This is a genomic window from Comamonas sp. 14P8.1.4 (assembly GCF_057799285.1).
Genome location: NZ_JBYOKN010000001.1, coordinates 610,258 through 636,910, shown reverse-complemented (window position 1 = coordinate 636,910; position 26,653 = coordinate 610,258). Strand labels below are relative to the sequence as shown.

23 protein-coding genes and 1 tRNA gene are annotated in these 26,653 nt (G+C 61.5%); 16 read left to right on the top strand and 8 right to left on the bottom strand.

What is annotated here, in order from left to right; genetic code table 11:
• Positions 1–29: 29 nt before the first annotated feature.
• The 5 genes from AC27VO_RS02905 to AC27VO_RS02885 all read left to right on the top strand — a co-directional run bounded on the left by AC27VO_RS02905 (position 30) and on the right by AC27VO_RS02885 (position 8,473).
• Positions 30–1,217, top strand: coding sequence for a vWA domain-containing protein (locus AC27VO_RS02905; protein WP_488665199.1), 1,188 nt, complete (start codon positions 30–32; stop codon positions 1,215–1,217).
• Between the two features lie 4 nt (positions 1,218–1,221).
• Positions 1,222–3,081 (top strand): autotransporter assembly complex protein TamA, encoded by a 1,860-nt coding sequence (locus tag AC27VO_RS02900; protein ID WP_488665198.1) that lies wholly within the window; start codon positions 1,222–1,224, stop codon positions 3,079–3,081.
• Positions 3,082–3,085: 4 nt separating this feature from the next.
• A complete protein-coding gene (locus tag AC27VO_RS02895; protein WP_488665197.1) occupies positions 3,086–7,159 on the top strand; it encodes a translocation/assembly module TamB domain-containing protein in 4,074 nt (1,357 codons plus the stop codon).
• 68 nt (positions 7,160–7,227) lie between these two features.
• Positions 7,228–7,302: transfer RNA gene (locus AC27VO_RS02890), tRNA-Arg, on the top strand.
• Between the two features lie 148 nt (positions 7,303–7,450).
• Positions 7,451–8,473: a patatin-like phospholipase family protein gene (locus AC27VO_RS02885; RefSeq protein WP_488665196.1), complete on the top strand. Its 1,023-nt coding sequence runs from the start codon at positions 7,451–7,453 to the stop codon at positions 8,471–8,473.
• 86 nt (positions 8,474–8,559) lie between these two features.
• Here the strand turns inward: AC27VO_RS02885 and AC27VO_RS02880 are convergent, their stop codons facing one another.
• Both AC27VO_RS02880 and AC27VO_RS02875 read right to left on the bottom strand, forming a co-directional pair.
• Positions 8,560–9,930 (bottom strand): MATE family efflux transporter, encoded by a 1,371-nt coding sequence (locus AC27VO_RS02880; RefSeq protein WP_488665195.1) that lies wholly within the window; start codon positions 9,928–9,930, stop codon positions 8,560–8,562.
• Positions 9,927–10,436 carry a MarR family winged helix-turn-helix transcriptional regulator gene (locus AC27VO_RS02875; RefSeq protein WP_488665194.1) on the bottom strand — a complete coding sequence of 170 codons (510 nt, stop codon included), beginning with the start codon at positions 10,434–10,436 and terminating at the stop codon, positions 9,927–9,929. The genes AC27VO_RS02880 and AC27VO_RS02875 overlap by 4 nt, the downstream gene beginning before the upstream one ends.
• Before the next feature lie 192 nt (positions 10,437–10,628).
• On the opposite strand from AC27VO_RS02875, the gene AC27VO_RS02870 reads away from it, so the two are divergent.
• Positions 10,629–12,008: an 8-oxoguanine deaminase gene (locus AC27VO_RS02870; protein WP_488665193.1), complete on the top strand. Its 1,380-nt coding sequence runs from the start codon at positions 10,629–10,631 to the stop codon at positions 12,006–12,008.
• A gap of 102 nt (positions 12,009–12,110) precedes the next feature.
• Here the strand turns inward: AC27VO_RS02870 and AC27VO_RS02865 are convergent, their stop codons facing one another.
• Positions 12,111–12,560, bottom strand: coding sequence for an acyl-CoA thioesterase (locus AC27VO_RS02865; RefSeq protein WP_488665192.1), 450 nt, complete (start codon positions 12,558–12,560; stop codon positions 12,111–12,113).
• 247 nt (positions 12,561–12,807) lie between these two features.
• Here AC27VO_RS02865 and AC27VO_RS02860 point away from each other — a divergent pair, with 247 nt between their 5' ends.
• The 3 genes from AC27VO_RS02860 to AC27VO_RS02850 all read left to right on the top strand — a co-directional run bounded on the left by AC27VO_RS02860 (position 12,808) and on the right by AC27VO_RS02850 (position 15,523).
• Positions 12,808–13,836 carry an ABC transporter substrate-binding protein gene (locus AC27VO_RS02860; RefSeq protein WP_488665191.1) on the top strand — a complete coding sequence of 343 codons (1,029 nt, stop codon included), beginning with the start codon at positions 12,808–12,810 and terminating at the stop codon, positions 13,834–13,836.
• 67 nt (positions 13,837–13,903) lie between these two features.
• Complete coding sequence (locus AC27VO_RS02855; RefSeq protein WP_488665190.1) at positions 13,904–14,731, top strand: ABC transporter ATP-binding protein; 828 nt, start codon at positions 13,904–13,906, stop codon at positions 14,729–14,731.
• 15 nt (positions 14,732–14,746) lie between these two features.
• Complete coding sequence (locus AC27VO_RS02850) at positions 14,747–15,523, top strand: ABC transporter permease (RefSeq protein WP_488665189.1); 777 nt, start codon at positions 14,747–14,749, stop codon at positions 15,521–15,523.
• Positions 15,524–15,797: 274 nt separating this feature from the next.
• Here the strand turns inward: AC27VO_RS02850 and AC27VO_RS02845 are convergent, their stop codons facing one another.
• Together AC27VO_RS02845 and AC27VO_RS02840 are read right to left on the bottom strand one after the other, a co-directional pair.
• Positions 15,798–16,955, bottom strand: coding sequence for a hypothetical protein (locus tag AC27VO_RS02845; protein ID WP_488665188.1), 1,158 nt, complete (start codon positions 16,953–16,955; stop codon positions 15,798–15,800).
• A complete protein-coding gene (locus AC27VO_RS02840) occupies positions 16,952–17,125 on the bottom strand; it encodes a hypothetical protein (protein WP_488665187.1) in 174 nt (57 codons plus the stop codon). Before AC27VO_RS02840 ends, AC27VO_RS02845 begins: the two co-directional genes overlap by 4 nt.
• 641 nt (positions 17,126–17,766) lie before the next feature.
• On the opposite strand from AC27VO_RS02840, the gene AC27VO_RS02835 reads away from it, so the two are divergent.
• From AC27VO_RS02835 to AC27VO_RS02805, 7 genes are all read left to right on the top strand, one after another.
• A complete protein-coding gene (locus tag AC27VO_RS02835) occupies positions 17,767–18,342 on the top strand; it encodes a nucleoside deaminase (RefSeq protein ID WP_488665186.1) in 576 nt (191 codons plus the stop codon).
• Positions 18,343–18,380: 38 nt separating this feature from the next.
• A complete protein-coding gene (locus tag AC27VO_RS02830) occupies positions 18,381–19,211 on the top strand; it encodes an urease accessory protein UreD (RefSeq protein ID WP_488665185.1) in 831 nt (276 codons plus the stop codon).
• A 138-nt stretch (positions 19,212–19,349) separates the two neighbouring features.
• Positions 19,350–20,402, top strand: coding sequence for a Bug family tripartite tricarboxylate transporter substrate binding protein (locus AC27VO_RS02825; RefSeq protein ID WP_488665184.1), 1,053 nt, complete (start codon positions 19,350–19,352; stop codon positions 20,400–20,402).
• Positions 20,403–20,434: 32 nt separating this feature from the next.
• Positions 20,435–21,424, top strand: coding sequence for a TauD/TfdA dioxygenase family protein (locus tag AC27VO_RS02820; protein ID WP_488665183.1), 990 nt, complete (start codon positions 20,435–20,437; stop codon positions 21,422–21,424).
• A 276-nt stretch (positions 21,425–21,700) separates the two neighbouring features.
• A complete protein-coding gene (locus AC27VO_RS02815; protein WP_488665182.1) occupies positions 21,701–22,072 on the top strand; it encodes an Hsp20/alpha crystallin family protein in 372 nt (123 codons plus the stop codon).
• Positions 22,073–22,478: 406 nt separating this feature from the next.
• Complete coding sequence (locus tag AC27VO_RS02810; RefSeq protein WP_488665181.1) at positions 22,479–23,093, top strand: M48 family metallopeptidase; 615 nt, start codon at positions 22,479–22,481, stop codon at positions 23,091–23,093.
• Between the two features lie 108 nt (positions 23,094–23,201).
• Complete coding sequence (locus tag AC27VO_RS02805) at positions 23,202–23,450, top strand: putative hemolysin (RefSeq protein WP_488665180.1); 249 nt, start codon at positions 23,202–23,204, stop codon at positions 23,448–23,450.
• A gap of 46 nt (positions 23,451–23,496) precedes the next feature.
• Here AC27VO_RS02805 and urtE read toward each other — a convergent pair whose 3' ends face one another.
• The 3 genes from urtE to urtC form a co-directional block, all read right to left on the bottom strand.
• Positions 23,497–24,189, bottom strand: a complete 693-nt coding sequence (gene urtE / locus AC27VO_RS02800; protein ID WP_488665179.1) for an urea ABC transporter ATP-binding subunit UrtE — start codon at positions 24,187–24,189, stop codon at positions 23,497–23,499.
• Between the two features lie 287 nt (positions 24,190–24,476).
• Positions 24,477–25,349, bottom strand: coding sequence for an urea ABC transporter ATP-binding protein UrtD (urtD, locus tag AC27VO_RS02795; RefSeq protein ID WP_488665178.1), 873 nt, complete (start codon positions 25,347–25,349; stop codon positions 24,477–24,479).
• Positions 25,346–26,491 (bottom strand): urea ABC transporter permease subunit UrtC, encoded by a 1,146-nt coding sequence (gene urtC / locus AC27VO_RS02790; RefSeq protein ID WP_488665177.1) that lies wholly within the window; start codon positions 26,489–26,491, stop codon positions 25,346–25,348. Before urtC ends, urtD begins: the two co-directional genes overlap by 4 nt.
• Positions 26,492–26,653 lie beyond the last annotated feature (162 nt).

The following is a 26,653-nucleotide window of genomic DNA, read 5'->3' as shown; positions in this document are numbered from 1 at the left end:
AAGCAGCTTCTTTTTTAGATGTATCTTCCATGCTGATCGATTTCTTCTACACCTTGCGCGCTGCCAAATTGCCGGTATCGGTCAAGGAATACCTTATGCTGCTGGAGGCGCTGGAAGCTGGCGTGGTGGGCCCACGCAGCGAAGACGGCTGGAGCCTGGACGACTTTTACTTCCTGGCCCGCACCATCGTCGTCAAGGACGAAAAGCATTACGACAAGTTTGACCGTGCCTTTGCTGCCTACTTCAAGGGCGTGGAGATGGTGGCCGACTTCAAGAAAGAGCTGCCCGAAGAATGGCTGCGCAAGCTGCTGGACAAGGAACTGACGCCCGAGCAAAAAGCCGCCATCGAGAAAATGGACTGGGACACGCTCATGGAGACGCTCAAAAAGCGCCTCGAAGAGCAAAAAGAGCGCCACGAAGGCGGCAACAAATGGATTGGCACCGGCGGCACCAGCCCCTTTGGCCACGGCGGCTACAACCCGCAGGGCGTGCGCATTGGCGGCCCGGGCAAAAACCGCAGCGCCGTCAAAGTGTGGGAGCAGCGCGCCTACCGCGACTATGACGACACCCAGGAACTGGGCACGCGCAACATCAAGGTCGCCCTGCGCCGCCTGCGCAAATTTGCGCGCCAAGGCAGCAACTTGGAGCTGGACTTGCCCGACACCATCCGCAGCACGGCCGCCAATGCCGGCTGGCTGGACATCAAGATGGTGCCCGAGCGGCACAACAACGTGAAAGTGCTGCTGCTGATGGACGTGGGCGGCACCATGGACGACCACATCCAGCGCGTGGAAGAGCTGTTTTCGGCCGTCAAAAGCGAGTTCAAACACCTGGAGTTTTATTACTTCCACAACTGCGTCTATGACTTCATGTGGAAGAAAAACCGCCGCCGCTTTGCTGAAAAGTTCGACACCTGGGACATCATTCGCAAGTACAACAAAGATTACAAATTGATCTTTGTCGGCGATGCCACCATGAGCCCTTACGAAATATTGCAATCTGGCGGCAGCGTGGAATACAACAACGACGAGCCGGGCGCAGAATGGCTGCAAAGACTGACCAATGCCTTTCCACACCATGCGTGGATCAACCCCGAACCGCAAGGCGTGTGGGAATACCGCCAAAGTATTGACATCATTCGCCAGCTGATGGGCGGGCGGATGTACCCCCTCACTCTAAAAGGTTTGGAAGAAACCATGAGGCTGCTGTCAAAATAAATCCATGCTTAAGCCCCTCCTCACAAAGACGCCGGCCTTGCAGTCGGCGTCTTTGTTGGCCAGTGCCCTGCTGCTCAGCGGTTGCAGCGTGCTGTCCAAAGATCCCCATGCCGATGCCAGCAATGGCCCGCCCAGCTTCACGCTGGAAGTCGAGGCCCCCAAAGATGTGCGCCAGCTGCTGGAGCAGCACATGGAGCTGCAGCGCTACCGCCAGCTCAGCGATCTGCGCCGCAACGAACTCAGCCGCCTGCTGAGCGCGGCCGACGGCAATATCCGCAGCCTGCTGGGCACCATGGGCTACTTCTCGCCCACCATCGAGCTGCAACTGATCGAAACCCCCGAGAACACAGACACCCCGCGCAAGGTCCTGGTGCAGGTCGACCCGGGGGAGCCCACCAAGATTGCCAGCGCCGAGGTCGATTTCAGTGGTGTGAACGCCGATGACCCCAAGGGCCTGAACATGCGCGAGAGCATTCGCCGCAACTGGGGCCTGCCTGTGGATGCGCAATTCACGCAATCGGACTGGAGCAGTGCCAAGAACGATGGCGTGCGCCGCCTGCAAAACCGCCGCTACCCCACAGCCAGCCTGGTGGATAGCCGCGCCGATATCGACACCGACACGCAGCAAGCCCAGGTCAAGGCCACGTACGAACCTGGCCCGGCCTATTACTTCGGCCCCCTGGTCATCGAAGGGGCTGAACGCTACAACCCTGCCGGCTTGATTCGCCTAGCCCGCCTGCCCGTGGGGGATGAATACCGCCAGACCACCTTGCTGGATGCGCAGCAACGCCTGGCCAACAGCGGGTACTACGACTCCGTCTTCCTGACCCTGGCCACCGATGTGGCCCAACCCGGCGAGACCGAGGTACACGCCCCGGTAATCGCCGAGGTGCGCGAGGCTAAATTGCAGAAATGGGTCTATGGCCTGGGCATCAGCACCGACACGGGTGCACGCTTTTCCATTGACCACACGCACAACCGCGTACCCTACCTGGACTGGCGCGCACAAAGCAAGTTGCAGCTCGACAAGAAGAACCCGCTGATCTCCACGCGCGTCACCTCGCTGCCGGACTACAGCGGCTGGAACTACTTCTTCGGCGGCAAAGCCGCGCGCGAAGAACTGGCCGACTACACCGCCAACAGCCTGACCGTCCTGGGAGGCCGCAGCAAAAACGAAGACAAGATCGACCGCAGCTACTTTCTGCAGTACGACATTGCCAAAGCGCAGGGTGAAGGTGCCCCCCCTTCCAGCTCATCCCTGACAGTCAATTACAGCTGGACGGGCCGCTACTTCAACAGCCCGACCAACCCGACACGCGGCTACGGCCTAGGCTGGGAAGCGGGTGCAGGTACTACCTTGACCCCCGCGCGCGAGCCCTTCACCCGCCTGGCAGCACGCTGGTTGTACTTCCTGCCGTTTGAACGCGCCGAAGGAGAAACCGGCCGGCGCAGCCGCCTGGCCCTGCGCGCCAATGGCGGTGCCGTCATCGCGCGCGACGATGCCGTCGTGCCCATCACGCAGCTGTTTCTCTCTGGCGGTGACACCACGGTGCGTGGCTACAGCTACCAAAGCCTGGGGGCTCGTACCGATAACGACAAGCTCATTGGTGGCCGCTACATGGCCTCCGGCAGCCTGGAATGGCAGCGCCCCATCACCATTGCGGGAAACCGCAATGATTGGGAACACGCCCTCTTTGTCGATGCAGGCACGGTCACCGACTCCCTGGATGTGTACAAAATATTTGTCGGCGTAGGTACGGGCATTCGCTGGCGCAGCCCTGTCGGCCCACTGCAAGCGGATCTGGCCTACGGCCTCGAAACCAAGAAGATACGTTTGCATCTGCGCTTGGGCTTCAATTTCTGATTTCATGCAAGAACGTCAAGAACCTCAACTGGAGACTTCCACGTCCCCCGCCCCTGCTGCCGCGCAGCCACGCCGCCGCCGGCGCTGGCTACGCTGGCTGATGATGAGCACAGCCCTGCTGCTGATTGCTCTGTGCTGCCTGCTGGGCGTGGCATGGTGGTGGGCAGGCCAGGCCGACTCTCTCAGCCGCACCCTGGCACGCGTCGCCAGCTGGATGCCCGCCGACCAAAAGCTCGAAGCCAACGGCATTGAAGGCAGTCTGCGCGCTGGTGGCCGCATCGAATGGCTGCGCTGGACCAGCCCTGCGCTGCAGGTGGAAATCAAAGGGGCAGACATTGCCTGGCGCCTGCAACCCCTGCTCTCCCGGGAATTGCGCTTTGGTCGTGTGAACATGGATGAGCTGCGCATTCGCAGCACCCCCCAGCCCAAAGAAGACACCCCGACCGAGCCTCTGCAGTCCTTGCTGCTGCCGATGCGCCTGGATGTACCCGTACGCATCGAACGTCTGGTCTGGGAAGGCCCACCGGAAGCCGTCGTGACCGAACTCTACGGCCGCTATCACTACGACGGCACCCACCATGAGCTGGAAGTCAGCAGCCTGCGCTACGCCGAAGGGCTGTATGGCGCCAAGCTGCAATTACAGGCCGCAGCCCCCATGCAGCTGCAAGCCGCAGTAGAAGGCGCCATCCGCGCGCCCTTGCCGAACCAGCCGGAGCAGATGCTCGACATCACCGCCAAGGCCACTGTCGAAGGCACACTGGCCACAGAAGCTGCCCGCCTGAACCTGAGCGCACAGGCGCACACCCAGGGCGATGCGGACGCACAACCCGCTGCGCGCAGCGATGCCTTGTCGGCAGATATCACCGCAATGGTTCGCCCCTGGCTGGCACAACCGCTGGAGCAGGCACATGCCGCATTGCGCCATGTTGATGCCGCGCTGTTCATGCCCGGCGGGCCCCGCACCGACCTGAATGGCACGGTGCAGGCCGGTCCTGAAGGCAGTGGCTGGAAACTGGATGCCGACCTTGCCAACACCATTCCAGGCCCTTGGGACAAGCAAGCCCTGCCCGTGCGCAGCATCACGGCACACGCCAGCTTCGACGGGGCACAGACCTGGGCACTGCACAACGCCCGCGTGAATTTCGGCGCCCGTGGCGATGCCCATCTGCAAGCCCAAGGTAGCTTCAACGCACAAACGCAGGCCGTCCAAGGCCAGGCGGACCTGCAAGCCGTCAACCCAGCAGACCTCTACAGCACGCTCGATGCAGCACCCATCTCCGGCCGCCTGCAGGCCGAAACGGATGCCGAGCAGCGCGTGCAATTCCAGCTCAAGCTGCAAGCCAGCCAGGCACGCTCCGCCCAAGCGCTGCGTCTGGAGTCCGCCCAGGCTGAAGGCACATGGCAGGCACCGCTGCTGCAACTGCGCAATCTGTCCGTCCATGCGCTGCAAGCCAAGCTGCAAACACCTGCCCTGCGCTTTGACACCCAGACCCAGACCATGCAAGGCAAGCTGCATGCCCAGGTGCCCGGCGCCCAGGTAGATATCGACGTGGATGCTGGCCCGCAGGCAGGCAAGGGGGATGTGGCACTGAACCTGGCCTCCGCAGAGCAGCTGGGCCAGTGGCTGACGCGCTTGCCACTGGGCGGTGATCCATTGGCAGGTGCCAAGCTGCAAGGCAGCGCCACGGCCCAGTTGCAATGGCGCGGCGGCTGGAGCCACCTGCTGCAGCGCCTGCAAAACCCGGCGGCCCCCATCCAGGCCAGCGGACTGCAAATCACGGCCAAGGTGCAGTCGCCACAGCTGCGCTACCTGCCTGCAAGCGGTGCAGCCACCGAGCTGCAGGCACTGCAGTTGCAAGCGACGGGCAGCCCCGAAGCGTTGAACCTGCGCCTGCAAGGCAAAGCGCAGATCGATGCGCAGACCATGGCACTGGACACCCACCTGACCGCTGGCCTGCTGACGCAAAAAGGTGCCTCTGCCACGGACTGGCAAACACAGATTCACCAGCTGACCGCTCAGTGGAGCCCGCAAGGCTCTGCCGCCACCTCCTGGCGTGCGCAGCTGGAAGCTCCGGTCACACTCAGTCAGCACACCACGGGCAACCCGGTGCGCAATACGCGCTTGCAAGCCAGCGCCGGTCATCTGCAAATCACGCCCCCTGCCAGCGCAGGCAGCCAAAACGCCAGCGCGCAGTGGGAACCCCTGGTACTGCGCAAAGCCGGTGATGGAGGCTGGACCCTGCAAACCAAGGGCCGCCTGCAGAACGTGCCACTGGCATGGGTAGACGCCATCAATCCAGACCCCACGCAAGCCCTGCTGGCCAGCGCTGGCATCGGTGGTGACCTGGTGTTGCAAGGCCAATGGGACATTGACAACACCGGCCGCCAATTGCGCGCCGATGTGCTGCTGAAACGCGCCAGCGGTGACATCCGCCTGTCTGCCGAAGACGCAGACGCACCGCCGGTGACCGCCGTGCGCAGCTCGGGGGCCAGCGAAGTCAATGCCGACACCCAGCAGGCACGCTCGCGCGCTGTCAGCAGCAACCGCGGCATGCGTGCACGCCTGCAAGATCTGAAGCTGCAAATCGGTGCCCAAGGCAATGACTTGCAAGCACAACTGGTCTGGAACTCCGAGCGCGCTGGACAAGTGCAGGCCCAGTTGCGCAGCCAGGTGCAGCACGGCAAGCAGGGCTGGGCCTGGCCGCAAAACGCCGCCATCTCGGGCAACGTCAAAGCCAACCTGCCCAACATCGGCATCTGGGCCTTGTTTGCCCCCCCTGGCTGGCGCGTGGGCGGCACCTTCAACGCCGACATCGCCATCTCCGGCACCCGCAGCGCCCCGCAGTGGAATGGCCAGCTCAGCGCCGATGCGCTCAGCATCCTGTCTTTGCTGGACGGTGTGGACCTGAAAGCCGGCCGCCTGCGCACACACCTGCAAGGCTCGCGCCTGGACATTACCGAGCTGTATTTCCAAGGTGGTGAAGGCAGCAGCACCCGCATCCTCGGCCAAAGCGGCAACCTGACCGCGGCCCCCAAGGACGGCGGCACGCTGACCGGCACCGGGTTTGTGGAGTTTGACCCGCACGCGCCCGAAGGCAGCTCCGGCATTCGCATGGATATCCGCGCCGTGGCCCAGCGCCTGCAGGTGCTGGTGCGTGCCGACCGGCAACTGAGCGTCAGCGGTGACCTGAATGCCGCCATGCATGAGGGCCAGGTCAGCCTGCGCGGTGACCTCAAGGTCGATCGCGCCGCCATCATGCTGGCTGACAGCTCCGCCCCCTCACTGGATTCCGACGTGCACGTCACCTCTGCGGCCAGCCGCAAAGCGGCGCAGGAAAAGGCCGACAAGGCGGCAGCGCAGGCCTCAGGCTCGGTGCAAGCGGTCAAGCCCCCGGACATTCAGGTCAACCTGGACCTGGGCAATGACTTTGCCTTGCAAGGCTATGGCATCACCACACGTTTGGAAGGCCAGTTGCAGGTCACCAACGGTCCGCGCATTACGGGTGAGATTCACACCGTCAACGGCCGCTACCGCGCCTGGGGCCAATCGCTGGACGTGGAAAGCGGCACCATCCGCTTCAGCGGCCCCTATGCCAACCCTGCCATCGACATCATTGCCATCCGCCCCAATATCGAGGTGCGGGCTGGCGTCAAAGTCACTGGCAGTGCCAACGCCCCACGTGTTGCGCTGTTCTCTGAACCTGAAATGTCAGATGCGGAAAAACTGTCCTGGATCGTCATGGGCCGCAGCGCCGCCGCAGGCGGTGCTGAAACCGCACTGCTGCAACAAGCCGCGCTGGCTCTGCTCAGCGGCGGCGGGGCGGGCGGCAACTTTGCCGGCCAGCTGGGTCTGGATGAAGTGGGCCTTAAAGGCCCCAGCGAAGACGGCACCCAGGACGCAGCAGTCAGCGTGGGCAAGCGCTTGTCCAAGGACTTGTATGTGGTCTATGAGCAAAGCCTCTCGGGGGCTATGGGTACGCTCTTCATCTTCTACGACCTGTCCAAGCGCCTGACCTTGCGCGGCCAGACCGGCGTGCAAACGGCGGTGGATTTGATCTACACGAAGACCAAGGACTGAACCCGCGAGGCTGGCAGCCAGCGCTTTATCTGCTGCCTCGCGTGCAACACTTACAATAGCGCCCGCGTCCCCTTGTAGTTCAATGGATAGAACGGGCCCCTCCTAAGGGTCAGATACAGGTTCGATTCCTGTCGAGGGGACCAATCCAGCAGCCAAGCGCTCTTAAAAATCTCTAAAACCCGCTTTCTTTCTGGAGATTGCGGGTTTTTTCATGGACACAAGCACACAAGGCCAGCAGCGTTTTTCAGGGCATGTGCCGTGCAGCATCCGGGTTTTATGCAAGATTTCGCCATGCATTGTCAGAATTTCCTTCGCCCCTTGGCCTGTGCCAGCGCATTGCTGCTGGCCGCTTGCGGCAGTGTGCCCAGCAAGCCCAACGCCAGCCCCAGCGCATCGACCGCCACGCAGCCCCTGCGCATTGGCATTGCGCTGGGCGGCGGTGCGGCCAAAGGGTTTGCGCACATTGGCGTGATCAAGATGCTGGAAGCCAATGGCTTTACGCCCGAGGTGGTGGCGGGCACCAGCGCAGGCAGCGTGGTGGGCGCGATGTATGCCAGCGGCATGAATGCCTTTGAGCTGCAAGAGAAGGCCGTGGCCCTGGATGAAGCCAGCATTCGCGATTTGCAGTGGTCCACCGGCGGTTTGGTCAAAGGCCAGAAGCTGCAGGACTATGTCAACGCCCAGGTGAAAAACCAGCCCCTGGACAAGCTGAGCAAGCCTTTTGTGGCCATCGCCACCCGGCTGGAAGACGGCAAGCGCACCGTGTTTGCCAAGGGCAACACGGGCCAGGCGGTACGCGCCTCCAGCAGCATTCCCGGGGTGTTTGAGCCCGTACAGATCGGCGAGCAGCACTATGTGGATGGCGGCGTGGTCAGCCCGGTGCCCGTGGATGCGGTGAGAGAGCTGGGCGCCGACATCGTGATTGCTGTCGACATTTCGGACAAACCGCGTGGCCAAAAGCCCAGCAACATGCTGGGCACCATGAACCAGTCTTTGGCCATCATGGGGCACAAGCTCGGTCAGGCCGAGCTGGCCCGCGCCGACATCACCGTGCGCCCCAAGGTACTGGACATTGGCGCCGCCGACTTTACCCAGCGCGCCCAAGCCATTGTGGAAGGCGAGAAAGCCGCTCTGGCCGTGATGCCACAGCTGCGCGACAAAGTGGCCAAGCTACAGATGCAGCGCGCCCAGGCCGCCCAACTGGCACAGCAGCAAGCCGAGCAAGCACGTTTGCAGACCTGCTTGCAGCAGCGCAGCAGCTTGCAAAAAATGGCCGGCATGGCGGGGCTGGATAGCTCTTGCAGCCAGCCTTAATACGTAAAAAGTAGCAGCCTGCGCTTTTGAATCAAGGGTCTCAGTTCACTTTGTGGCTGAAACCCTTTTTCTTTGGGCGCTGGCCACTATCGTTGTTGCACGTGCCAGGGCGTGCGGTACACCGCCCAAGCCGTACACAGGCCATACAGCGCCATGGCCAAGGCAGACAGCAGGAACAGCCCCTGCACGCTGGTGCTGCCGCCCACAGCCAGCCACACGGCGGCACCCACCACCAGCGCCAAACGCACACTGCCCGCCAAGACCGGGCCACGTACATAGCCCGCCCCCAGCGACGAAAAGTACAGCACCAGCCCCATGCCAAACAGGCCAAACACCGGGCCCAGGCTGCGCAGATACAGGTTGGCGTAGTGCAGCACCTGCACATCGCTGGCAAAGATGGCCGACCAGGCGCTGGGCCACAGCAGCGCGCCCACGCCCAGCAGCGCCAAGATGGCGGCGGCCAGCCAGCCCCCGGTCCACGCCACACGGCGGGCACGCTGCACCTGGCCTGCCCCCATGGCCATACCCACCATGGGCACCGCCGCCACGCCCACGCCAAAGGCGATGGGAATGAGCAAAAACTCCAGCCGCTGGCCAATGCCATAGCCCGCCAGCGCCTGCGGCCCCAGGCGCGCCACCATGCCTGTAAAAATCAGCGCGGCCAGCGAGGTCTGCACGGGTGAAATGCAGGCAAACGCGCCCACACGCAGGATGTCTTGGAACATCGGCCACGACAGCGGGGTGGCACGCCAGCGCAGCACCACCTTGTCTTGCCCATAGCATAAAAACCAGGCCAGCCCCAGCACTGCCAGCAGCATGGCGACGATGTTGCCCAGCGCGACCCCCGACATGCCCCAACGCGGCAGCGGCCCGATGCCCAGCCCCAGACCACCGCCCACCAGAATCTGCACGATGGACGCGGCAAAAATCACCGCCGAAGGCCACTGCATATTGCCCGTGCCACGCACCACCGAAGCCAGCGTGTTGCACAGCCACACAAGCACCGCACCGCTGAACAGCACACGGCCAAAGCCGGTGGCAATCGACAGCACCTCGCCTTGCCCGCCCAGCCAGCGGTAAAACACGCCACCGCACAGCACCAACAGCAGTGCATACAACAGGCCCACCACGCCACCAATCACGATGGCGTGCACGGCCAGCGCCGAGGCCTTGTCCTTATCGCCCGCCCCCAGGGCACGGCTGATGGCCGAAGACACGCCGCTGCCCATGGCGCCGTTGCTCATCATTTGCGTGAGCATGGCCAGCGGAAACACCAGCGCCATGGCCGCCAGCGATGAGGTGCCCAAACGCCCCACGTAATACGTCTCGGCCACCGCCACCAGCACGGCCATGCCCATGGCCACCATGTTCGGAATCGATAAGCGCAGCAGCGTGGGCAAAATCGCGCCGCGCAGCAAAGGGTGGCTGGCGGCGGGCAAGGCCGCACTAGCGCTCATTGCGCGGCCTCCTGCACAGCGGCCATGCGCGGCAGCAAATGATCGACCAGCTGCTCCAGCGCCATGATTTGCTCGGCCCCGCACAGGGTGCGAATCTGGGCCTGCGCCTGCTTCCACAGGCCCAGTGCCTGGCGAAAGGCTGCCTCGCCCGCCGCTGTCACCACCACACAGCGGCTGCGCGCATCAGCCCCCGCTTGCAGCGTGATGCAGCCTGCTTGCTCCAGCGTGCGCAGATTGCGCGTCATGGTGGTGCGATCGGTATGCAGCACAGCGGCCAGAGCAGACACCGTCAGCGGCGCCTGACCGCGCCGGGTGCGTGCCTGCAGCAACAGGCTGAACTGCGTGCCTTTGAGGCCGCTGGGCGCCAGTGTGTCGTCATACAGCTGCGTGATCTTGCGCGAGAGGCTGCGCACCATAAAGCAGGTGCAGCGCACATCGGTGCTGCGCGGTTGTGCGGGGGCGGCCTGCGGGTTGGCCGAGGTGGTTGTGGGGGCGTGGCGGGGCATGCATGTCTCCTGCACCCGCAATGGGCAGGTGCGCAAATCAGTGTAGATGCACGTATTGCTTGTGCCATGTCATGCGCGCGACCCCTTGCCCCCTCCCCCGTGGCCACTACCAATGGCGCAACTCTTGCTTGCCCATGTGCATACACACGGTGTACACCATGTACACGCACTGAACCGCCTAAGGAAAGAGCAATGACCGTAATCGCACTGCATGCAGATGTACTGGTAACCATGGATGCGCAGCGGCGCGAAATCCCAGACGGAGCCCTGGTGACTGACGGCCCCGCCGTGCAGTGGGTGGGCCCCAGCAACGAACTGCCCGCGCACTACCAAGCGTTAATCGATGATGGCAGCGCGCAGGTGCTGGATATGCGCGGCAAGGTGGTGATACCGGGCCTGGTCAACACCCACCACCACATGTACCAAAGCCTCACGCGCGCCGTACCCGCCGCGCAAGATGCGGAACTGTTTGGCTGGCTGCAAAACCTGTATCTGCTGTGGTCACACCTGACGCCAGAGATGATTTACGCCAGCACGCAAACCGCCATGGCTGAGCTGATGCTCTCGGGCTGCACCACCACCAGCGACCACCTGTACCTGTACCCCAACGGCGCCAGGCTGGACGATGCCATCGATGCTGCCCGCGCCATGGGCATGCGCTTTCACGCAGCACGCGGCTCCATGAGCCTGGGCCGCAGCAAGGGTGGCCTGCCGCCCGACAGCGTGGTGGAAGAGGAAAGCGCCATCTTGCGCGACAGCCTGCGCTTGATTGAGCAATACAACGACAACCGCCGCCACGCCATGCTGCGCGTGGTGCTGGCACCGTGCTCGCCGTTCTCCGTCACGCGCGACCTGATGCGCGAATCCGCCACCTTGGCGCGTGCGCATGGTGTATCACTGCACACGCACTTGGCAGAGAACGACAACGACGTAGCCTTCTCGCTCGAAAAATTTGGCCAAACCCCGGCGCAGTATGCCGAGAGCCTGGGCTGGGTGGGGCCTGACGTGTGGCACGCGCACTGCGTCAAGCTGGATGAAGACGGCATTCGCCTGTTTGCGCGCACGGGCACGGGCGTGGCGCACTGCCCGTGCTCGAACATGCGGCTGGCATCGGGCATTGCACCGATTCGCCGCATGTGCGATGCCGGGGTGCCCGTGGGCCTGGGGGTAGATGGCAGCGCATCGAACGACGGCGCGCACATGCTGGGCGAGGTGCGCCAGGCCATGCTGCTGCAGCGCGTGGGCCACGGCCCCGCCGCCATGACGGCGCGCCAAGCGCTGGAGATTGCCACGCTGGGTGGTGCCAAGGTACTTAACCGGGACGATATTGGTGCGCTGGCACCGGGCATGTCGGCCGATTGGGTGGCCTTCGATATGCAGCAGATTGGCTACGCTGGCGCAGGCCACGACCCGGTAGCCGCCCTGGTGTTCTGCACCCCCACCCATGCACACACCAGCGTGATCAACGGGCGCGTGGTGGTGGCCGGCGGGCAGCTGCAGACCGGGGATTTGCAACACATCATTCACACCCACCGCCGCATGGCAGATGCGCTTTGGGCACAGGCACATTAAAAACCAGAGCAGCTAGCGCTCGTCCTGATTGCGCTTCAGATTCTTTTCTACCTGAACAGCATATTCAACCAGCACTAGTTGCTCTCTTTTTATGAATTCTGCTTAAACGGGCAACAGCGCCAGCGGCTCCAGATCCAGCAGTCGTGCCGTGAAAGCGGCGGGCACCACGCAGGGGCGTCGGTTCTGTGGGTCCACGCAGACGATGCCGATCTTGCCCAGGCTGATCAGGCTGCCGCTGGTGGCATCTACCAGGCGGTAGACCAGATCAAACCCTTTGCCCGCCACATCGCGCACGGCCATCTGCACTTCGACCGTCTGCTGCGGGAATGCCTCAGCCCGGTACTGCACGGCCTGGTCGCCCACAAAAATCTGGGCGCCTTCCACATCGGTTTCGCGGTAACCCAGCCATTCAAAAAACCGAAAGCGCGCCACCGATGCCAGTTGCAGCAGCTGTACGTTGTCCGTATGCGCACCGGGGTGCAGCGGCGGCGGGCACACCAAAACGGTGCCAAACACTGCGTCATCAAAGTCAGGAAGCTGAATGCGTGCCATGGGCGTGTCTCACAAGGGTGCAGCCACTTGCTGCATTGCACCATTTTTAAGGGTTTGCACCTGCTGCGCTGTCACCTTGGTGCAGCCTGCACCAAGTGCTGGCACACCCGCCCTATCCCCATACAAAAAGTGCATACAAAAAACAGGCACAGCTTTTGCTCACTCCCTGGGCACCACCCCGCCGCGCCCTGTTGAACGTGGCAACGCAGCGGCAGTGTTCAACCACCTTGCATCCCCAGGAGTCTTCATGCAAAAACGCACTTTCTTGCAAGCAACCGCTGCCCTGGCTTTGGCCGGCAGTTTCGGCGTGGCCCACGCCCAAAGCACCCCCATCAAATTCCTGCTGGACTGGCGTTTTGAAGGTCCATCGGCCCTGTTCCTGCAGCCCGCAGCCAAGGGCTACTTCAAGCAAGCGGGCCTGGATGTATCGATCGATGCGGGCAACGGCTCGGGTGCTGCCGTGCAGCGCGTAGCCTCGGGCACCTACGACATGGGCTTTGCCGACATGGCTTCGCTGATGGAGTTTCATGCAAACAACGTCGATGCCCCCAACAAGCCCGTAGCCGTGATGGTGGTCTACAACAACACGCCTGCTGCAGTCATGGCACTCAAGAAAAGCGGCATCAAAACCGTGGCGGACTTGAGCGGCAAAAAACTCGGCGCCCCCGTGTTTGATGCGGGCCGCAAAGCCTTCCCCACGTTTGCCAAGGCCAACAAGATCAACAACGTGACCTGGACCTCCATGGACCCACCGCTGCGTGAAACCATGTTGGTGCGCGGCGATGTGGACGCCATCACCGGCTTTACCTTCACCAGCTTGCTCAACATTGAAGCGCGCGGCGTGAAGGCCGAAGACGTGGTGCTGATGCAGTACGCCGACCACGGCGTCAAGCACTACGGCAACGTCATCATTGCCAGCCCCAAGCTGATTGCAGAAAACCCTGAAGCGATCAAGAAATTCCTGTCGGCCTTCACCAAGGGCTCCAAGGAAGTCATTGCCAAGCCGGCCGATGCCATCCAGTACGTGAAAGCGCGTGACGGCATCGCCAATGCAGCGCTGGAAACCCGCCGCCTGCAGCTGGCGATTGACACCGTGGTCAACAGCGCCGACGCCCGCAAGGAAGGCTTTGGCCGCCTGAACAGCAGCCGCCTGTCGCTGATGGCCTCGGAAGTCTCGGACGCCTACGGCACCAAGACCCGCATCAACCCCAGCGTGGTGTGGAACGACAGCTTCCTGCCCCCAGCGACAGAGCTGGACATCTTGCCCAAGAAGTAAGCCACACCCCAACCCTGCGCCCACCGCCGCTGCCCTGGCGGGCGGGCGCACTGAGTGAAGAGAACGCATGCACAGCGCTGCCGAATCCCCTTTCGTAGATTTCCGTGATGTCTGGCTGGCCTACAACGACGAGTTGCTGGCACAGAATCACTTTGCCGTCGAAGCCATTGACCTGCAGGTCAAGCAAGGCGAATTCATCGCCATCGTCGGCCCCTCGGGCTGCGGCAAATCCACGTTCATGAAGCTGGCCACCGGCCTGCGCATGCCCTCCATGGGCAAAATTTTGATTGATGGCCAGCCGGTAACGGGCCCGCTGAAGATTTCCGGCATGGCCTTCCAGTCGCCCTCGCTGCTGCCCTGGCGCACCACGGTCGACAACGTGCTGCTGCCGCTGGAAATTGTGGAACCCCACCGCAGCCAGTTCAAAGCCAAGCGCAAAGAATACGAAGAGCGCGCCCGCAACCTGCTCAAAAAAGTGGGGCTGGGTGGCTATGAAGACAAATTCCCCTGGCAGCTGTCGGGCGGCATGCAGCAGCGCGCCAGCATCTGCCGCGCGCTGATCCACGAACCCAAGATGCTGCTGCTGGACGAGCCCTTTGGCGCGCTCGACGCTTTCACGCGTGAAGAGCTGTGGTGCATCTTGCGCGACCTGCATGCCGAGCAGCAGTTCAACGTGATTTTGGTGACGCACGACCTGCGCGAATCCGTGTTTCTGGCCGACACCGTCTACGTGATGAGCAAAAGCCCGGGCCGCTTTGTCGTCAAGCGAGACATTGATTTTCCTCGCCCCCGCGATCTGGAGCTGACCTACACCAAGACGTTCACCGACATCGTGCTGGAGCTGCGCGGCCACATTGGTGCCATGCGCAGAGACGGCGCCGTCATCAACCAATAAGGGCAGGAAACAACGATGTACAAGCTCAACAACAAACAGCTGGAGCGCTGGTCGCCCTGGATCTTGCTGCTGGCCGTGGTGCTGCTGTGGCAGGTGCTGTGCGCGGCCTTTCAGGTCTCGCCCTTCATCTTCCCCAGCCCGGCGCTGATTCTCAAAGACTTCTTCGAATACCACACCGTCATTGCTGCCCACGCCTGGCGCACCTTCTGGGTCACCATGGCCGGTTTTGGTCTGGCGATTGTGGTGGGCGTGCTGCTGGGCTTTTTGATTGGCAGCTCGCGCCTGGCCTATGCCGCCGTCTACCCCTTGATGACCGCCTTCAACGCCCTGCCCAAGGCCGCGTTCGTGCCCATTTTGGTGGTCTGGTTCGGTATTGGTGTGGGCCCGGCCATCCTCACGGCTTTCCTGATCAGTTTCTTCCCCATCACCGTCAACATTGCTACCGGCCTTGCCACGCTAGAGCCTGAGCTGGAAGACGTGCTGCGCGTGCTGGGCGCCAAGCGCTGGGATGTACTGATCAAGGTCGGCCTGCCCCGCTCGCTGCCCTACTTCTACGGCTCGCTCAAAGTGGCCATCACCCTGGCTTTTGTGGGCACCACCGTCTCGGAGATGACCGCCGCCAACGAAGGCATTGGCTATTTGCTGATCTCGGCGGGCTCGTCCATGCAAATGGGCCTGGCCTTTGCGGGTCTGCTGGTGGTCGGTGTCATGGCCATGGCCATGTACGAACTGTTCAGCTGGGTAGAAAAACGCACCACCGGCTGGGCCCACCGCGGCTCCAACAACCACTAAGGCATCGCTGGCGGCATGGCCGCCTCCTCTTACCTCGACTTTGGCCTGCCTTGTGCAGGCCTTTTTTTGTCTGCGGTGGATGTGCCCCATTCACCAAGCGCTCGCAGGGTACCACCTCACATCCACCACCTCATTACGCAGTGGATCAGGCTGTGAATGCTGGAACGCGATGGCAGCACTGCACATTTGAACCGCTGCGCTGTTGCAACTGCTTCTGGCAGCTATCGGCCAGAAGCAGTCGTTGTTATTTAACTCCCAACCCCAATCAAAGGCTTCACGCTACATCCGGATTGATCTCAGGCTCGGGATCTGGGTGAGGTATCTCTGACATAACATCTTCTGGGCTGCAGTTGTCGATGAAAAAGTACAGTGTCGAGTCAACCACCTTGACCCGGCGCGTCCCAGGATCAAAGTCGAAAAGCGGCGGGACAATATTCTGATTCGCTTGAAGCGTTGCTAGGCGGGACAACATACCAGTGACGTCTGACGTCCTTACATTGTCAGGCGTCCTATGCTGCTCTTGGATCAACTGCTGAAGAGTCTTGCGCTCAATACCGTCTTTCAGTTCGTTGTACGAGCGATGTACCATCACACGCACGAGGTGATAAGGAAGAAAAAGGGCCGCAGTATCGTCTGTTGCACGACGCGCACGGGAACCGGCAGCTATTGATTCGAGACTCCGAACATGGCGCGCCGAATATTCTGAAACTTTGTCTTCAATTGCAGCGTCAAGCAGGGCATTGTCATCAATACTATTCACAGGTTGGTGTTGGGCTATGGATTCTGTGACCCCAGCCTTTTCACACAATTTCTTCAATAGCTCCTGAACTACAGCCACGGAACCATGAGCTTCAGTGAAGATTCGATCACTGATTTCACGTGAAAAAGTAACTCGCAATATTTTTGAGCCCACGTCTGAAATGTGCTGAAAGTCCGGTATCTCCCAAGGCTCCACTGGCACTTCTGCGATGCGGTCTTGAAGATCTCCGTTGTATTGAACCATTCGGTTGCGCTCGCGCCAAACACCCAAAATAATGAAGCGAATCCCCATTTCCTCGAAAGTGCGAAGATCAAATGCCATTTGGCGCTGAACAACGTCCGTAAGGTAGTGAAAGTTTTCGAGCACGTAGAAAAAATCACTCGATCCAGGGACTTGGTGCAGCAATTCGCCAACATCTTGAGCGTTAGCTAGGTTGAACTCGATTGCCTTACGCTTCTCATCTTGCTTGGCACCAGCCCTCACTTCACCTTTAGATTCGGCACTCCCATTACCAAAAAGCGGGATCATTGCAGTGAATTTGGCGGAAATTGTGACGCCCATATCGCGCGATGACCCAGACGACTTCTCTGTAACTATCTCAACACCACGTTGACGCAAAAATGACCGATAAATGTCTTCAGCGGTTGTCGTGGGACCACAATGAACAGTCACACGCTGCTCTGAGGCAACATGCCGGTGCAGAAGGGAAGTTTTCCCGACCCGTAAATAAGGATCTGACGGGTATCTTTCAGAGCCGACTTCAGAGCGTTATCAACATGCTCACGCTCAATGTAGGTGGCGATTTGATCACGACTGACACCAAAGACGTTTTCGAGGTTCAATGTTCTCTCCTGTGAAGCTAGGCGGAGTTTACTGGTAAGTCTGCAGTGCACGGATGCAAGGCAGGATGTGCATGTATTTTGAAGAGTGCCTACGCGCCGAATGATGCATTCCTTGGCTGAATGACCGAAGCGGGTCGTTTTGTGACATGCCGCCTCGATGACCTTTGACCTGGCCGCTAAGTTCTATGTGGTTGCATCACACCCAATTGACGATATAGATCCCCATCCCTGACTGGCTTGGCACGCGAATTGTTGTTGCTTTTGCCAAGCCAACGCCGAATAGATTAGCGGCCAATACGCAGCCGGCCTTGCACCACCTTTTCGCCGTATCTACACACTGCGCACCGGTGGCGAGCATCCGCTGCACCATATTGATAAAAAAGGCCTCTAGCGCTTGATGCACCTACGCCAGCAGCTCTCTTTTTCAATGACACAACGTGCATGAACAGGCCTTGCGCTGCATGACTGGGCCAGCGCCGACAGGGTGTCTCACATCAGCTTACAAATTTCCACCACACCGCCCTACGCTGGGCCATCGTCTCTGGCACGGCCTGTGCATTGATGGCAGCAAAGGCCACGGTGCAGCACCCACAGCGGGTGCACGGTGGCCACGCGCAGCTCCCCCCTCAGGAAAGGCCACCATGCACGCTCGCTTTTTCCAGTCCAACAGCCACGCCGACCAGATGCCCCCGGAAGACGAACTCCCCTTGAACGAGCCTGACAGCCACTGGTTGCGCCAGGCGTTTGTCTGGGCCAATGCCGCACGCATTCGCGGCAACCGGCCTTTTGGCGCCATCGTGGTGGCAGACAACGGCCGCATCCTGGCCGAGGCCTTCAGCAACACCCAGGAAACCGGTGACAGCACCGGCCACGCCGAAATGAATGCGGTGCGCCAGCTGGGCACAGCGCGCCTGCCCGCCGAAGTGCTGGCCCACGCCACGCTGTACTGCAGCGCAGAGCCCTGCGCCATGTGTGCCAGCGCCATCTGCGCCGTCGGCCTGCGCCGCGTGGTCTATGGGCTGGACTGGCAGCGCCTGCAGCACATTCGGCCCGACCTGCGCCCCATTCAGCTGAGCTGCCACGACGTGTTTGCCAGCGCTGCACAGGCGGTGGAATGCGCAGGCCCCTGCCTGGTGGACGAGGCCCTGGCGGTGTATGAGGACAGCTGGTTCTCCCCCGATGACCGGCACCAGCGCAGCGCCCACGCACCGCCCTGATTTGGTGCAACAGGCGCATTTCTTGCTTGGCTGTTGCCATGCCCTGGCTTGCTCAACTCGATCTCGACTACTCCCTCCATGCTGCACGCACACGCGTGCACTTTCGCCATGACGGCCCCCTGCGCGTGCTGCGCAGCCTCTACCCGGAAGGTGATGGCATTTGCCACAACGTGCTGGTCCACCCACCGGGGGGGCTGGTCAGTGGCGACACGCTGGACATCACTGCGCGCGTGCAAGCCGGTGCCCACGCACTGGTCACCACACCGGGTGCCACGCGTTTTTACAAATCCAGCGGTGCCCCGGCCACCCAGCAAACCCGGCTGCAGCTGGAAGCCGGCGCCAAGCTGGAATGGCTGCCCCTGGAAGCCATTGCCTACACCCAGTGCGATGCCCACAATCGGCTGAACCTGGATCTGGCCGAAGGGGCCGAGCTGATCGCCTGGGACATCACCGCTTTTGGCCTGCCGCACGCCAACGAGCCTTTTGTGCAAGGGTCCTTCACCCAGCACATGGAATGGCCAGGGCGCTGGCTGGAGCACGGCAGCGTGCGCGCAGACGATGCCCTGCTGATGGACGGTGCGCTGGGCCTGGCAGGCCAGCGCTGCATGGGCAGCATGCTGCTGGCCTGCGGTACCCCGCTGTCGCGCCCGCAGCGTGAGCAGTTGCTGGATGCCACCCGTGCCGTCCTGGATGCGCACCCCCAAGGGGCCTGGTGCGGCATTACCGCCCCCAATGACCACATGCTGGTGCTGCGCGGCCTGGCACCAGTGGTCGAGCCCCTGATGCAGCTGTGGCAACAGGTGCGCGTGTGCTGGCGCGAACAGCACTGGTGCCTGAGCGGCACCGCCCCGCGCATATGGACTATGTGAACAAGCAAATAAGCAATCTGGCTTAGGCGGTTTACGCGCTTGGACATGCGAAAACATTCGTTCCTTTAATGCAGCGCGGTTTCTACAGTCTGTTTTCAGCAGCAATGTGCTGTGTTGTGAACACAAAGGAACCGCTCGATGCATGCCACGCCCACCCCATTCACCCACCACCTTTTTCTGCGCCGCAGCCTGGGCTGCGTGGCCATGGCCTGCGCGCTGGCACTGCCTTGGCAGACCGCCCAGGCGCAAGACTGGAAACCCACCAAGACGCCGGAATTCATCGTCCCCAGCGGGGCGGGCGCCGCCCTGGATGTGGCGGCGCGCAAACTCACTGAACTGCTGATCCGGGACGGTTATGCCCCCAGCTTTGTGGTCACCAACAAATCGGGGGCGCACGGCATTGTGGCGCTGGAGGCCCTGCACCGTTCCAGCGCAGATGCCCATACGCTGATGACGCTGAGCACCGGCTACGGCAACAGCTTGGCGCAAAACGCGCTGCCCGCCCATCTGCAAAAAGCCCAGCCCGTTGCCACCTTGTTCCGAGAATTTGTCACCGTGGTGGTGCGCGCCGATTCGCCGCTGCACACCGCCCAGGATCTGATTGATGCCCTCAAGCAAGACCCGGCCAAGTACTCAATTGGCATTGCGCAGACCTTGGGCAACCACATCCACCTGGGTGCAGCGCAGCCGCTCAAGCAAGCTGGCGTTGACATTCTGGGGCTGCGCATCGTGCCCTACAAATCCTCGGCAGAGTCCATGAATGCGCTGGTGGGGGGGCACCTGGATGTGGTGTCTGCCACCACCCCCAATCTGCTGCCCTATCTGCAGTCCAAGCGCGTGCGTGTACTGGCGATTGCTGCCGACCAGCGCCTGGGCGGCTACTTTGCCGACGCCCCCACGTGGAAAGAACAAGGCGTGAACTACGTCAGCGAATCGTTCCAGGGCGTGCTGACCGCCCCCGGTGCCACGCCCGCACAACGGGCCTACTGGCTGCAGGCCCTGCGCAAGGTCACCGCCAGCCAGGAATGGCTGGACTTTGTGCGCCTGAACCAGTGGGAGCCGTGGTTCCAGGGCCCGGAAGCCACAGCCCAGCTGGTGCGCAAGCAGGTGACGGCAGACCATGCCCTGCTGAGCGAACTGGGCCTGCTGCCCGCCACCACCCAGCGCGTGGCCCAAGCCAACCCACGCTAAGCCCCCCATTTTTTGATGACTGGAGCCCCACCATGAATGCCCCCTTGAACCTTGCACCACGCCAACTGCTGCAGCAACGCCTGCAGGATGCCCAGAGCGCCACACCCCACCTCACCGTCACCCCACAATCGGCGCATATTGGCGCGCTGATCAGCGGTGTGGATCTGCGCCAGCCGCTGACCACGGCCGAGGTGCACACCATTCGCTCGGCATTGCTGCAATGGAAAGTGGTTTTTTTCCGGGAGCAGCACCTCAGCCATGAACAGCATGTGGCGTTTTCCAGCCAGTTTGGCGAGCTGACCATTGGCCACCCGGTGTTTGGCCATGTGGATGGCCACCCTGCGCTGTACTCCATCGCGAAACACCGCCGGGCCAACAGCTATGGCAGCGAGCCCGAACGCCGCCCCTGGACAGGCTGGCACACCGATGTGACCGCTGCCGTCAACCCACCCGCAGGCTCCATTCTGCGTGGCGTGACCATTCCCCCTTATGGCGGCGATACCCAATGGACCAATCTGGTGGCCGCGTATGAAGCGCTGTCTGAGCCGCTGAAAGCGTTTTTGCACACCCTGCGTGGTGAGCACCGCTTCAGCCCCCCGGCAGGTGCCAACCCCACCGCCGAATACCTGGCGCTGATTCAAGAAAACACGCTCGTCAGCGAACACCCGCTGGTCACCTTGCACCCGGAAACCGGGGAAAAAGTCTTGTTCATCAGCCCCAGCTTCCTCAAAACCATCTCGGGCCTGCGCACCCGCGAAAGCCGCGTGCTGCAGGAGCTGCTGTGGGAACACGCGGTGCGCAGCGAATTCACCGTGCGCTTCAAGTGGGAGAGCGGCTCCATCGCGTTTTGGGACAACCGCTCGACCGCCCACGTCGCACCGCAAGACATTTTTGACCTCGACTTTGACCGCCAGCTCTATCGCACCACCTTGGTCGGCACCGTGCCTGAGGGTGCAGACGGGCGCAGCTCCACGGCCTTGCAAGGCAACCCTGTGCTGGCCGCACACAGCGCCGCTTTCTGAGCGGCACAGATCATCTTCCGGTTTGTCTCCTCGGTACTGACCCCAGATACCGCAGGTTCGGGCGCTGCACATGCAGCGCCTTTTTTTGGCACATTGTGGCCCAGGCGAAGGCACGGCGACCCCCATCAATTGCGCGCGATAAAGACAGAAAAGCATTTTTCAAGGGTTGTTGGCGAAATTTATTCTTGAAAAAAATGCCTTGAAAAGCGGTGAAGGGTGCGCATTTGAGAGACATCCAGGCGCAGACAGCGCCACTCAACACCAAGGAGTTTTCGCATGTTTTTGGCTACCCCCATCATCCGCCACGCTATCCGTCCCGATGCCGCCCTGCAGCGCTTCATGCAAGCCGCTACCAACGCCACCCAGCAGCTGAATGCGGACTTTCAGGTCAGCCAGACCGAAGCTGCCACGGTGCTGAGCGTGGATGTGCCAGGCCTGACCCGCGAGCAGCTGCAGCTGCGTATTGAAGAACACATGGTGCACCTCAACAGCGTGGAAGGCGCCCCTCGCCAAGTCCGCCGCAGCTGGGAGCTGCCCCACCCGATTGATGCCGCCGCATCCACCGCCAAGCTGGAGCTGGGTGTGCTGACGCTGCAACTGCAGCGCCTGCAGCCCGTGGACAAGACCACCACACTGAACATTCAGTAATACACCCCGCCCCGCGCGTGGGGCAGCAGCCAGGCCGTATGGAGCATCTTGCCCCATACGGCCTGGCTGTTTCTGTGTGGCCTGGTGCACAGTGAACCACTGAGAAATGGTGGCCCAACTGTGATTGAATCAGATGCATCCGTCTTCCCCGACTTCATTGCTCCGCACTCGCACACCCATGGTTTTTGACACCGCCTTCCGCTGGCTGGGCCGCATCGGCAGCACCTTGCTCACCCTCGCCGTGCTGTAAGGCTGCGCCAACACCACCCAATCCGGCGCCATTGGGCTGGAGCGCAGCCAGCTGCTGCTGGTTTCCAGCGACGTCATCAATGCCCAGGCCGCCCAAGGCTTTCAGCAACTCACGGCCGACGCACAGGCCAAGAAAAAGCTCAACACCGATGCAGCCATGACGCAGCGCGTGCGCCGCATTGGGTACGACCTGATTGCCCACGTCGATACATTTCGCCCCGATGCCAAAAACTGGGCCTGGGAAATCAATGTGTTCGAATCCGATAAGATCAACGCCTTCTGCGCGCCTGGCGGCAAGATTGGTGTATACACCGGCATCGTCAACCAGCTAAAGCTCACGGATGACGAAATCGCGGCCGTCATGGGGCATGAAATTGCCCATGCCTTGCGTGAACACTCACGCGAGCAGGCCTCCCAGAAAACCATCTCCAGCCTGATTACCAGCACCGTATCCCTTGCCACCGGCATGCCCGGTGACTTGATGAATGCGGGCTCTCAGATGCTGGTGCACCTGCCCAACTCGCGCGCCATGGAGCTGGAATCTGACATCATTGGCCTGGAGCTGATGGCCCGCGCGGGTTACGACCCACGCAATGCTTCGTCGATTTGGAAAAAAATGCAGCAAGTGGCGCAAAAAAGCAGCCCTGCATTCCTCAGTACCCACCCGGCTGGCGAGAAGCGCATCAGCGAACTCGACGCCTATGTGCCCAAGGCACTGCCGCTGTATGAGGCGGCGCTGGCGGCCAAACGCCCCCAGCACCCCAAGCGTTAAACGGCAGGCCATAGCACGCCATGCCCACCCAGCCACCTCGGTGGCGGCCACACTGCCCACGCGACTGCCCGTATAAGCAACGGCAGTCCAGTCCCCAAGGAGCATTTCATGCAAACCCGCACCACCATGGCCATGGCCACCCTCCTGCTCAGCGCCTGCAGCGCATCCCCCCCGGCACAGCCACCCGCACACGCTGTGGGCATTGCCAACCCGGCCTCGGTCTACTGCATTCAGCAAGGCGGCAAGCTGCGCATGGAACACACCGCGCAAGGCACACATGCCATGTGCATCTTACCCAACGGGCAAGAAGTTGAGGAATGGGAGTACTTTCGCAAGAACCACCCCACCGCCCCATGAATGCAGGGCAGGCACGGCTGGCCCACACGCAGGCTGCACTGCGGCATCAAATGGCCACCAGCTTCTGGATTTGCTTGTCCTTCATCTCGGCGCCCGGTCCTGCGGCAATCACCTCGCCGCGCTCCATCACCACATAGTCATCGGCCAGCTCTTCGGCAAAGTCGTAGTACTGCTCGCACAACAGCACCGCCATGCCGCGCTCCTTGGCCAGCATGCGGATCACGCGACCAATGTCTTTGATGATGCTGGGCTGAATGCCTTCGGTGGGCTCATCCAGAATCAACAGCCCCGGCGCCGGTGCCAAAGCCCGGGCAATGGCCAGCTGCTGCTGCTGGCCACCTGACAAATCACCGCCACGGCGATGCAGCATTTGTTTCAGCACCGGGAACAGTGCGTACAAATCCGGCGGAATCGGCGTGCTGCCTTTGCAGTAAGCCAAGCCCATGCGCAGGTTTTCTTCCACCGTGAGGCGGCCAAAAATCTCACGCCCTTGCGGCACAAAGCCGATGCCTGCGCGGGCACGCTCGTAGGGGGTGAGCTTTGCGATGGGCTGGCCCTTCCATTCGATAGTGCCGCTTTTGATGGGCACCAGCCCCATCAAACTTTTCAGCAGCGTGGTCTTGCCCACGCCATTGCGGCCCAGCAGCACGGTGACTTTGCCGGGTTCCGCCTGCACACTCACGTCACGCAGGATGTGGGAGCCGCCGTAGTACTGGTGCAGGTTTTCAACTTTTAGCATTTTTGGCCTCCAGCGCAGATCTGGCCTGCGCAAGCAGCTCTCTTTTTAGAAAACCGCTTTTCAATCTTGATAGCTGCTAACGCTTGTGTTTCTTTAATTTCAAGCAAATAACCACATAAAACCATTGAATCACAAGCGCTAGCAGCTATAACTTTTAAACTCCCGCAAGATATGTAGATCAGCCAGCACCTCATAGAGGTGCGGTTGAGACGAGGCGCAAAGCCGCAGACAGTAGCAGCGCTACGGCAAGGCTTTGCAACAACGTATCAAGGCTGATGTGCATATCGCTACCGACCCAAATAGACTTCAATCACGCGCTCATCGGCCTGCACTTGGGCCAACGTCCCTTCAGCCAGCACGCTGCCATCGCACAGCACCGTCACCTTCTCGCTGATGGTGTTGATGAACGACATGTCGTGCTCCACCACCATCAGGCTGTGCTGGCCTTTGAGGCTCAAGAACAGCTCGGCCGTGCGCGCGGTTTCGTCATCGGTCATGCCGGCCACGGGCTCGTCCAACAGCAGCAGCTTGGGTTCTTGCATCAGCAGCATGCCGATCTCCAGCCACTGCTTTTGCCCGTGACTCAGCTCGCCAGCCATGCGGTTCACGCTGCCCGCCAGATGGATGGTGTGCAGCACCTGTGCCAGCCGGTCGCTTTGCGCGCTGTCCAGCCGGAAGAACATGCTGTGCTTGACCCCTTTGTGGGTCTTGAGTGCCAGCTCCAGGTTCTCGAACACCGTGAGCTGCTCGAACACCGTGGGCTTTTGGAACTTGCGGCCAATGCCCAGCTGCGCGATTTGTGGCTCGTTGTGGCGCAGCAAATCGATGGTGGAGCCGAAAAACACCGAGCCTTTGTCGGGCCGTGTTTTGCCGGTGATGATGTCCATCATCGTGGTCTTGCCCGCGCCATTGGGGCCGATGATGCAGCGCAGCTCGCCAGGGGCAATGTCTAAGTTCAAGCCATTGATGGCTTTGAAGCCATCAAAGCTGACATGCACATCTTCCAGGTACAGGATGCGGCCATGCGTTACATCCACGACACCCGGCGTGGCAATGCGCGCCATGCTGGCGCTGCGGCCTCCGGACTCGGTGTTTTCTGCCGCCTTTTGGGCCGCCGCCTGGATACGCTGGCGACCCGCTTCCATCAGGTCGGGGGTCATGCCGCACCTCCCTCTTTCTTCGCTTGGAATTTGCCGCGCAGCTTGCGCACCACGCCAACGATACCGTGGGGCATCCACAGCGTCACCGCAATGAACAAGGCACCCAGAAAGTACAACCAGAACTCTGGCGCAGCCACCGTCAACCAGCTCTTGGCGCCGTTGACTGCAAATGCTCCCACGATGGGGCCAATCAGGCTGCCGCGCCCGCCCACGGCCGTCCACACGGCCATTTCAATCGAGCTGGCAGCGGACATCTCCACCGGGTTGATGATGCCCACCTGCGGCACATAGAGTGCGCCCGCCACACCGCACATCATGGCGCTGATGACCCAGATGGTCAGCTTGTACGGCAGCGGCGCATAACCCGAAAACATGACGCGCGACTCTGCATCGCGAATGGCCTGCAGCACGCGGCCAAACTTGCTGCGTACCAGCCAGCGCGCCAGCAAAAAGAAGCCCAGCAGCGTGCAGCCGGTGATGACAAACAGCGCCATACGCATCTCTTGCGTAGCCAGCGGCATGCCCAGAATCTGTTTGAAATCCGTAAAGCCGTTGTTGCCACCAAAGCCGGTTTCATTGCGAAAAAACAGCAGCATGGCCGCGTAGGTCAGTGCCTGCGTGATGATGGAAAAGTACACGCCCTTGATGCGCGAGCGAAAGGCAAACCAGCCAAACACAAAGGCCACGATGCCTGGCACCGCAAAGATCAGGATGAAGGTGGCGGCAAAGCTGTCCGACAACTTCCAGAACCACGGCAACGTCTTCCAGTCCAAAAACACCATGAAGGCGGGCAAGGCATCAGGGCCTGCAGCTTCGCGGCTCAGGTACATGCCCATCACATAGCCGCCCAGCGCAAAGAACAGGCCATGGCCCAGACTCAAAATGCCCGTGTAGCCCCAGATCAAATCCATGGCCAGCGCGCAGATGGCAAAGCACATGATCTTGCCCAGCAGCCGCACCCCGTAGTCCGACAGGTGCAGCACGCTGCCCTCAGGCACCCATAAATTGAGCAACGGCGCGAGCGCACACACCACAACCAGCGCCACCATGAAGGCGGACCAGCCCACCTTGGTCAACAGCGGTTTGCGCCGGGGCAACTCCACGGGCACGAACACATTCGATTTCAATACAGAACTAGTCATTGCTGTGATCCTTCACAGAGCGTGTGCAAAGCCCGCTTTCGCCAGAGACAGCGAGCAAGGGCCGCCCCGCAGCGAGGCTGTTGCCCCCTTTCCCGCGCAGCGAGAGAAAGGGGAAGCGGGGAAGCGGGGAAGCGGGGAAGCGGCGAAGCCGCACAGGGGATT

Excerpts from the sequence above, each read along its gene's own strand:
- AC27VO_RS02905 (WP_488665199.1), top strand. The coding sequence starts at position 30 with ATGCTGATCGATTTCTTCTACACCTTGCGCGCTGCCAAATTGCCGGTA.
- AC27VO_RS02865 (WP_488665192.1), bottom strand. The coding sequence starts at position 12,560 with ATGGCACGCATTCAGCTTCCTGACTTTGATGACGCAGTGTTTGGCACC.
- AC27VO_RS02870 (WP_488665193.1), top strand. The coding sequence starts at position 10,629 with ATGACCGTAATCGCACTGCATGCAGATGTACTGGTAACCATGGATGCG.
- AC27VO_RS02825 (WP_488665184.1), top strand. The coding sequence starts at position 19,350 with ATGCATGCCACGCCCACCCCATTCACCCACCACCTTTTTCTGCGCCGC.
- AC27VO_RS02860 (WP_488665191.1), top strand. The coding sequence starts at position 12,808 with ATGCAAAAACGCACTTTCTTGCAAGCAACCGCTGCCCTGGCTTTGGCC.
- AC27VO_RS02820 (WP_488665183.1), top strand. The coding sequence starts at position 20,435 with ATGAATGCCCCCTTGAACCTTGCACCACGCCAACTGCTGCAGCAACGC.
- urtC (WP_488665177.1), bottom strand. The coding sequence starts at position 26,491 with ATGACTAGTTCTGTATTGAAATCGAATGTGTTCGTGCCCGTGGAGTTG.
- AC27VO_RS02875 (WP_488665194.1), bottom strand. The coding sequence starts at position 10,436 with ATGCCCCGCCACGCCCCCACAACCACCTCGGCCAACCCGCAGGCCGCC.
- AC27VO_RS02895 (WP_488665197.1), top strand. The coding sequence starts at position 3,086 with ATGCAAGAACGTCAAGAACCTCAACTGGAGACTTCCACGTCCCCCGCC.
- AC27VO_RS02880 (WP_488665195.1), bottom strand. The coding sequence starts at position 9,930 with ATGAGCGCTAGTGCGGCCTTGCCCGCCGCCAGCCACCCTTTGCTGCGC.
- AC27VO_RS02810 (WP_488665181.1), top strand. The coding sequence starts at position 22,479 with ATGACGCAGCGCGTGCGCCGCATTGGGTACGACCTGATTGCCCACGTC.
- AC27VO_RS02855 (WP_488665190.1), top strand. The coding sequence starts at position 13,904 with ATGCACAGCGCTGCCGAATCCCCTTTCGTAGATTTCCGTGATGTCTGG.
- urtD (WP_488665178.1), bottom strand. The coding sequence starts at position 25,349 with ATGACCCCCGACCTGATGGAAGCGGGTCGCCAGCGTATCCAGGCGGCG.
- urtE (WP_488665179.1), bottom strand. The coding sequence starts at position 24,189 with ATGCTAAAAGTTGAAAACCTGCACCAGTACTACGGCGGCTCCCACATC.
- AC27VO_RS02815 (WP_488665182.1), top strand. The coding sequence starts at position 21,701 with ATGTTTTTGGCTACCCCCATCATCCGCCACGCTATCCGTCCCGATGCC.
- AC27VO_RS02835 (WP_488665186.1), top strand. The coding sequence starts at position 17,767 with ATGCACGCTCGCTTTTTCCAGTCCAACAGCCACGCCGACCAGATGCCC.
- AC27VO_RS02805 (WP_488665180.1), top strand. The coding sequence starts at position 23,202 with ATGCAAACCCGCACCACCATGGCCATGGCCACCCTCCTGCTCAGCGCC.
- AC27VO_RS02900 (WP_488665198.1), top strand. The coding sequence starts at position 1,222 with ATGCTTAAGCCCCTCCTCACAAAGACGCCGGCCTTGCAGTCGGCGTCT.
- AC27VO_RS02830 (WP_488665185.1), top strand. The coding sequence starts at position 18,381 with ATGCCCTGGCTTGCTCAACTCGATCTCGACTACTCCCTCCATGCTGCA.
- AC27VO_RS02850 (WP_488665189.1), top strand. The coding sequence starts at position 14,747 with ATGTACAAGCTCAACAACAAACAGCTGGAGCGCTGGTCGCCCTGGATC.
- AC27VO_RS02885 (WP_488665196.1), top strand. The coding sequence starts at position 7,451 with ATGCATTGTCAGAATTTCCTTCGCCCCTTGGCCTGTGCCAGCGCATTG.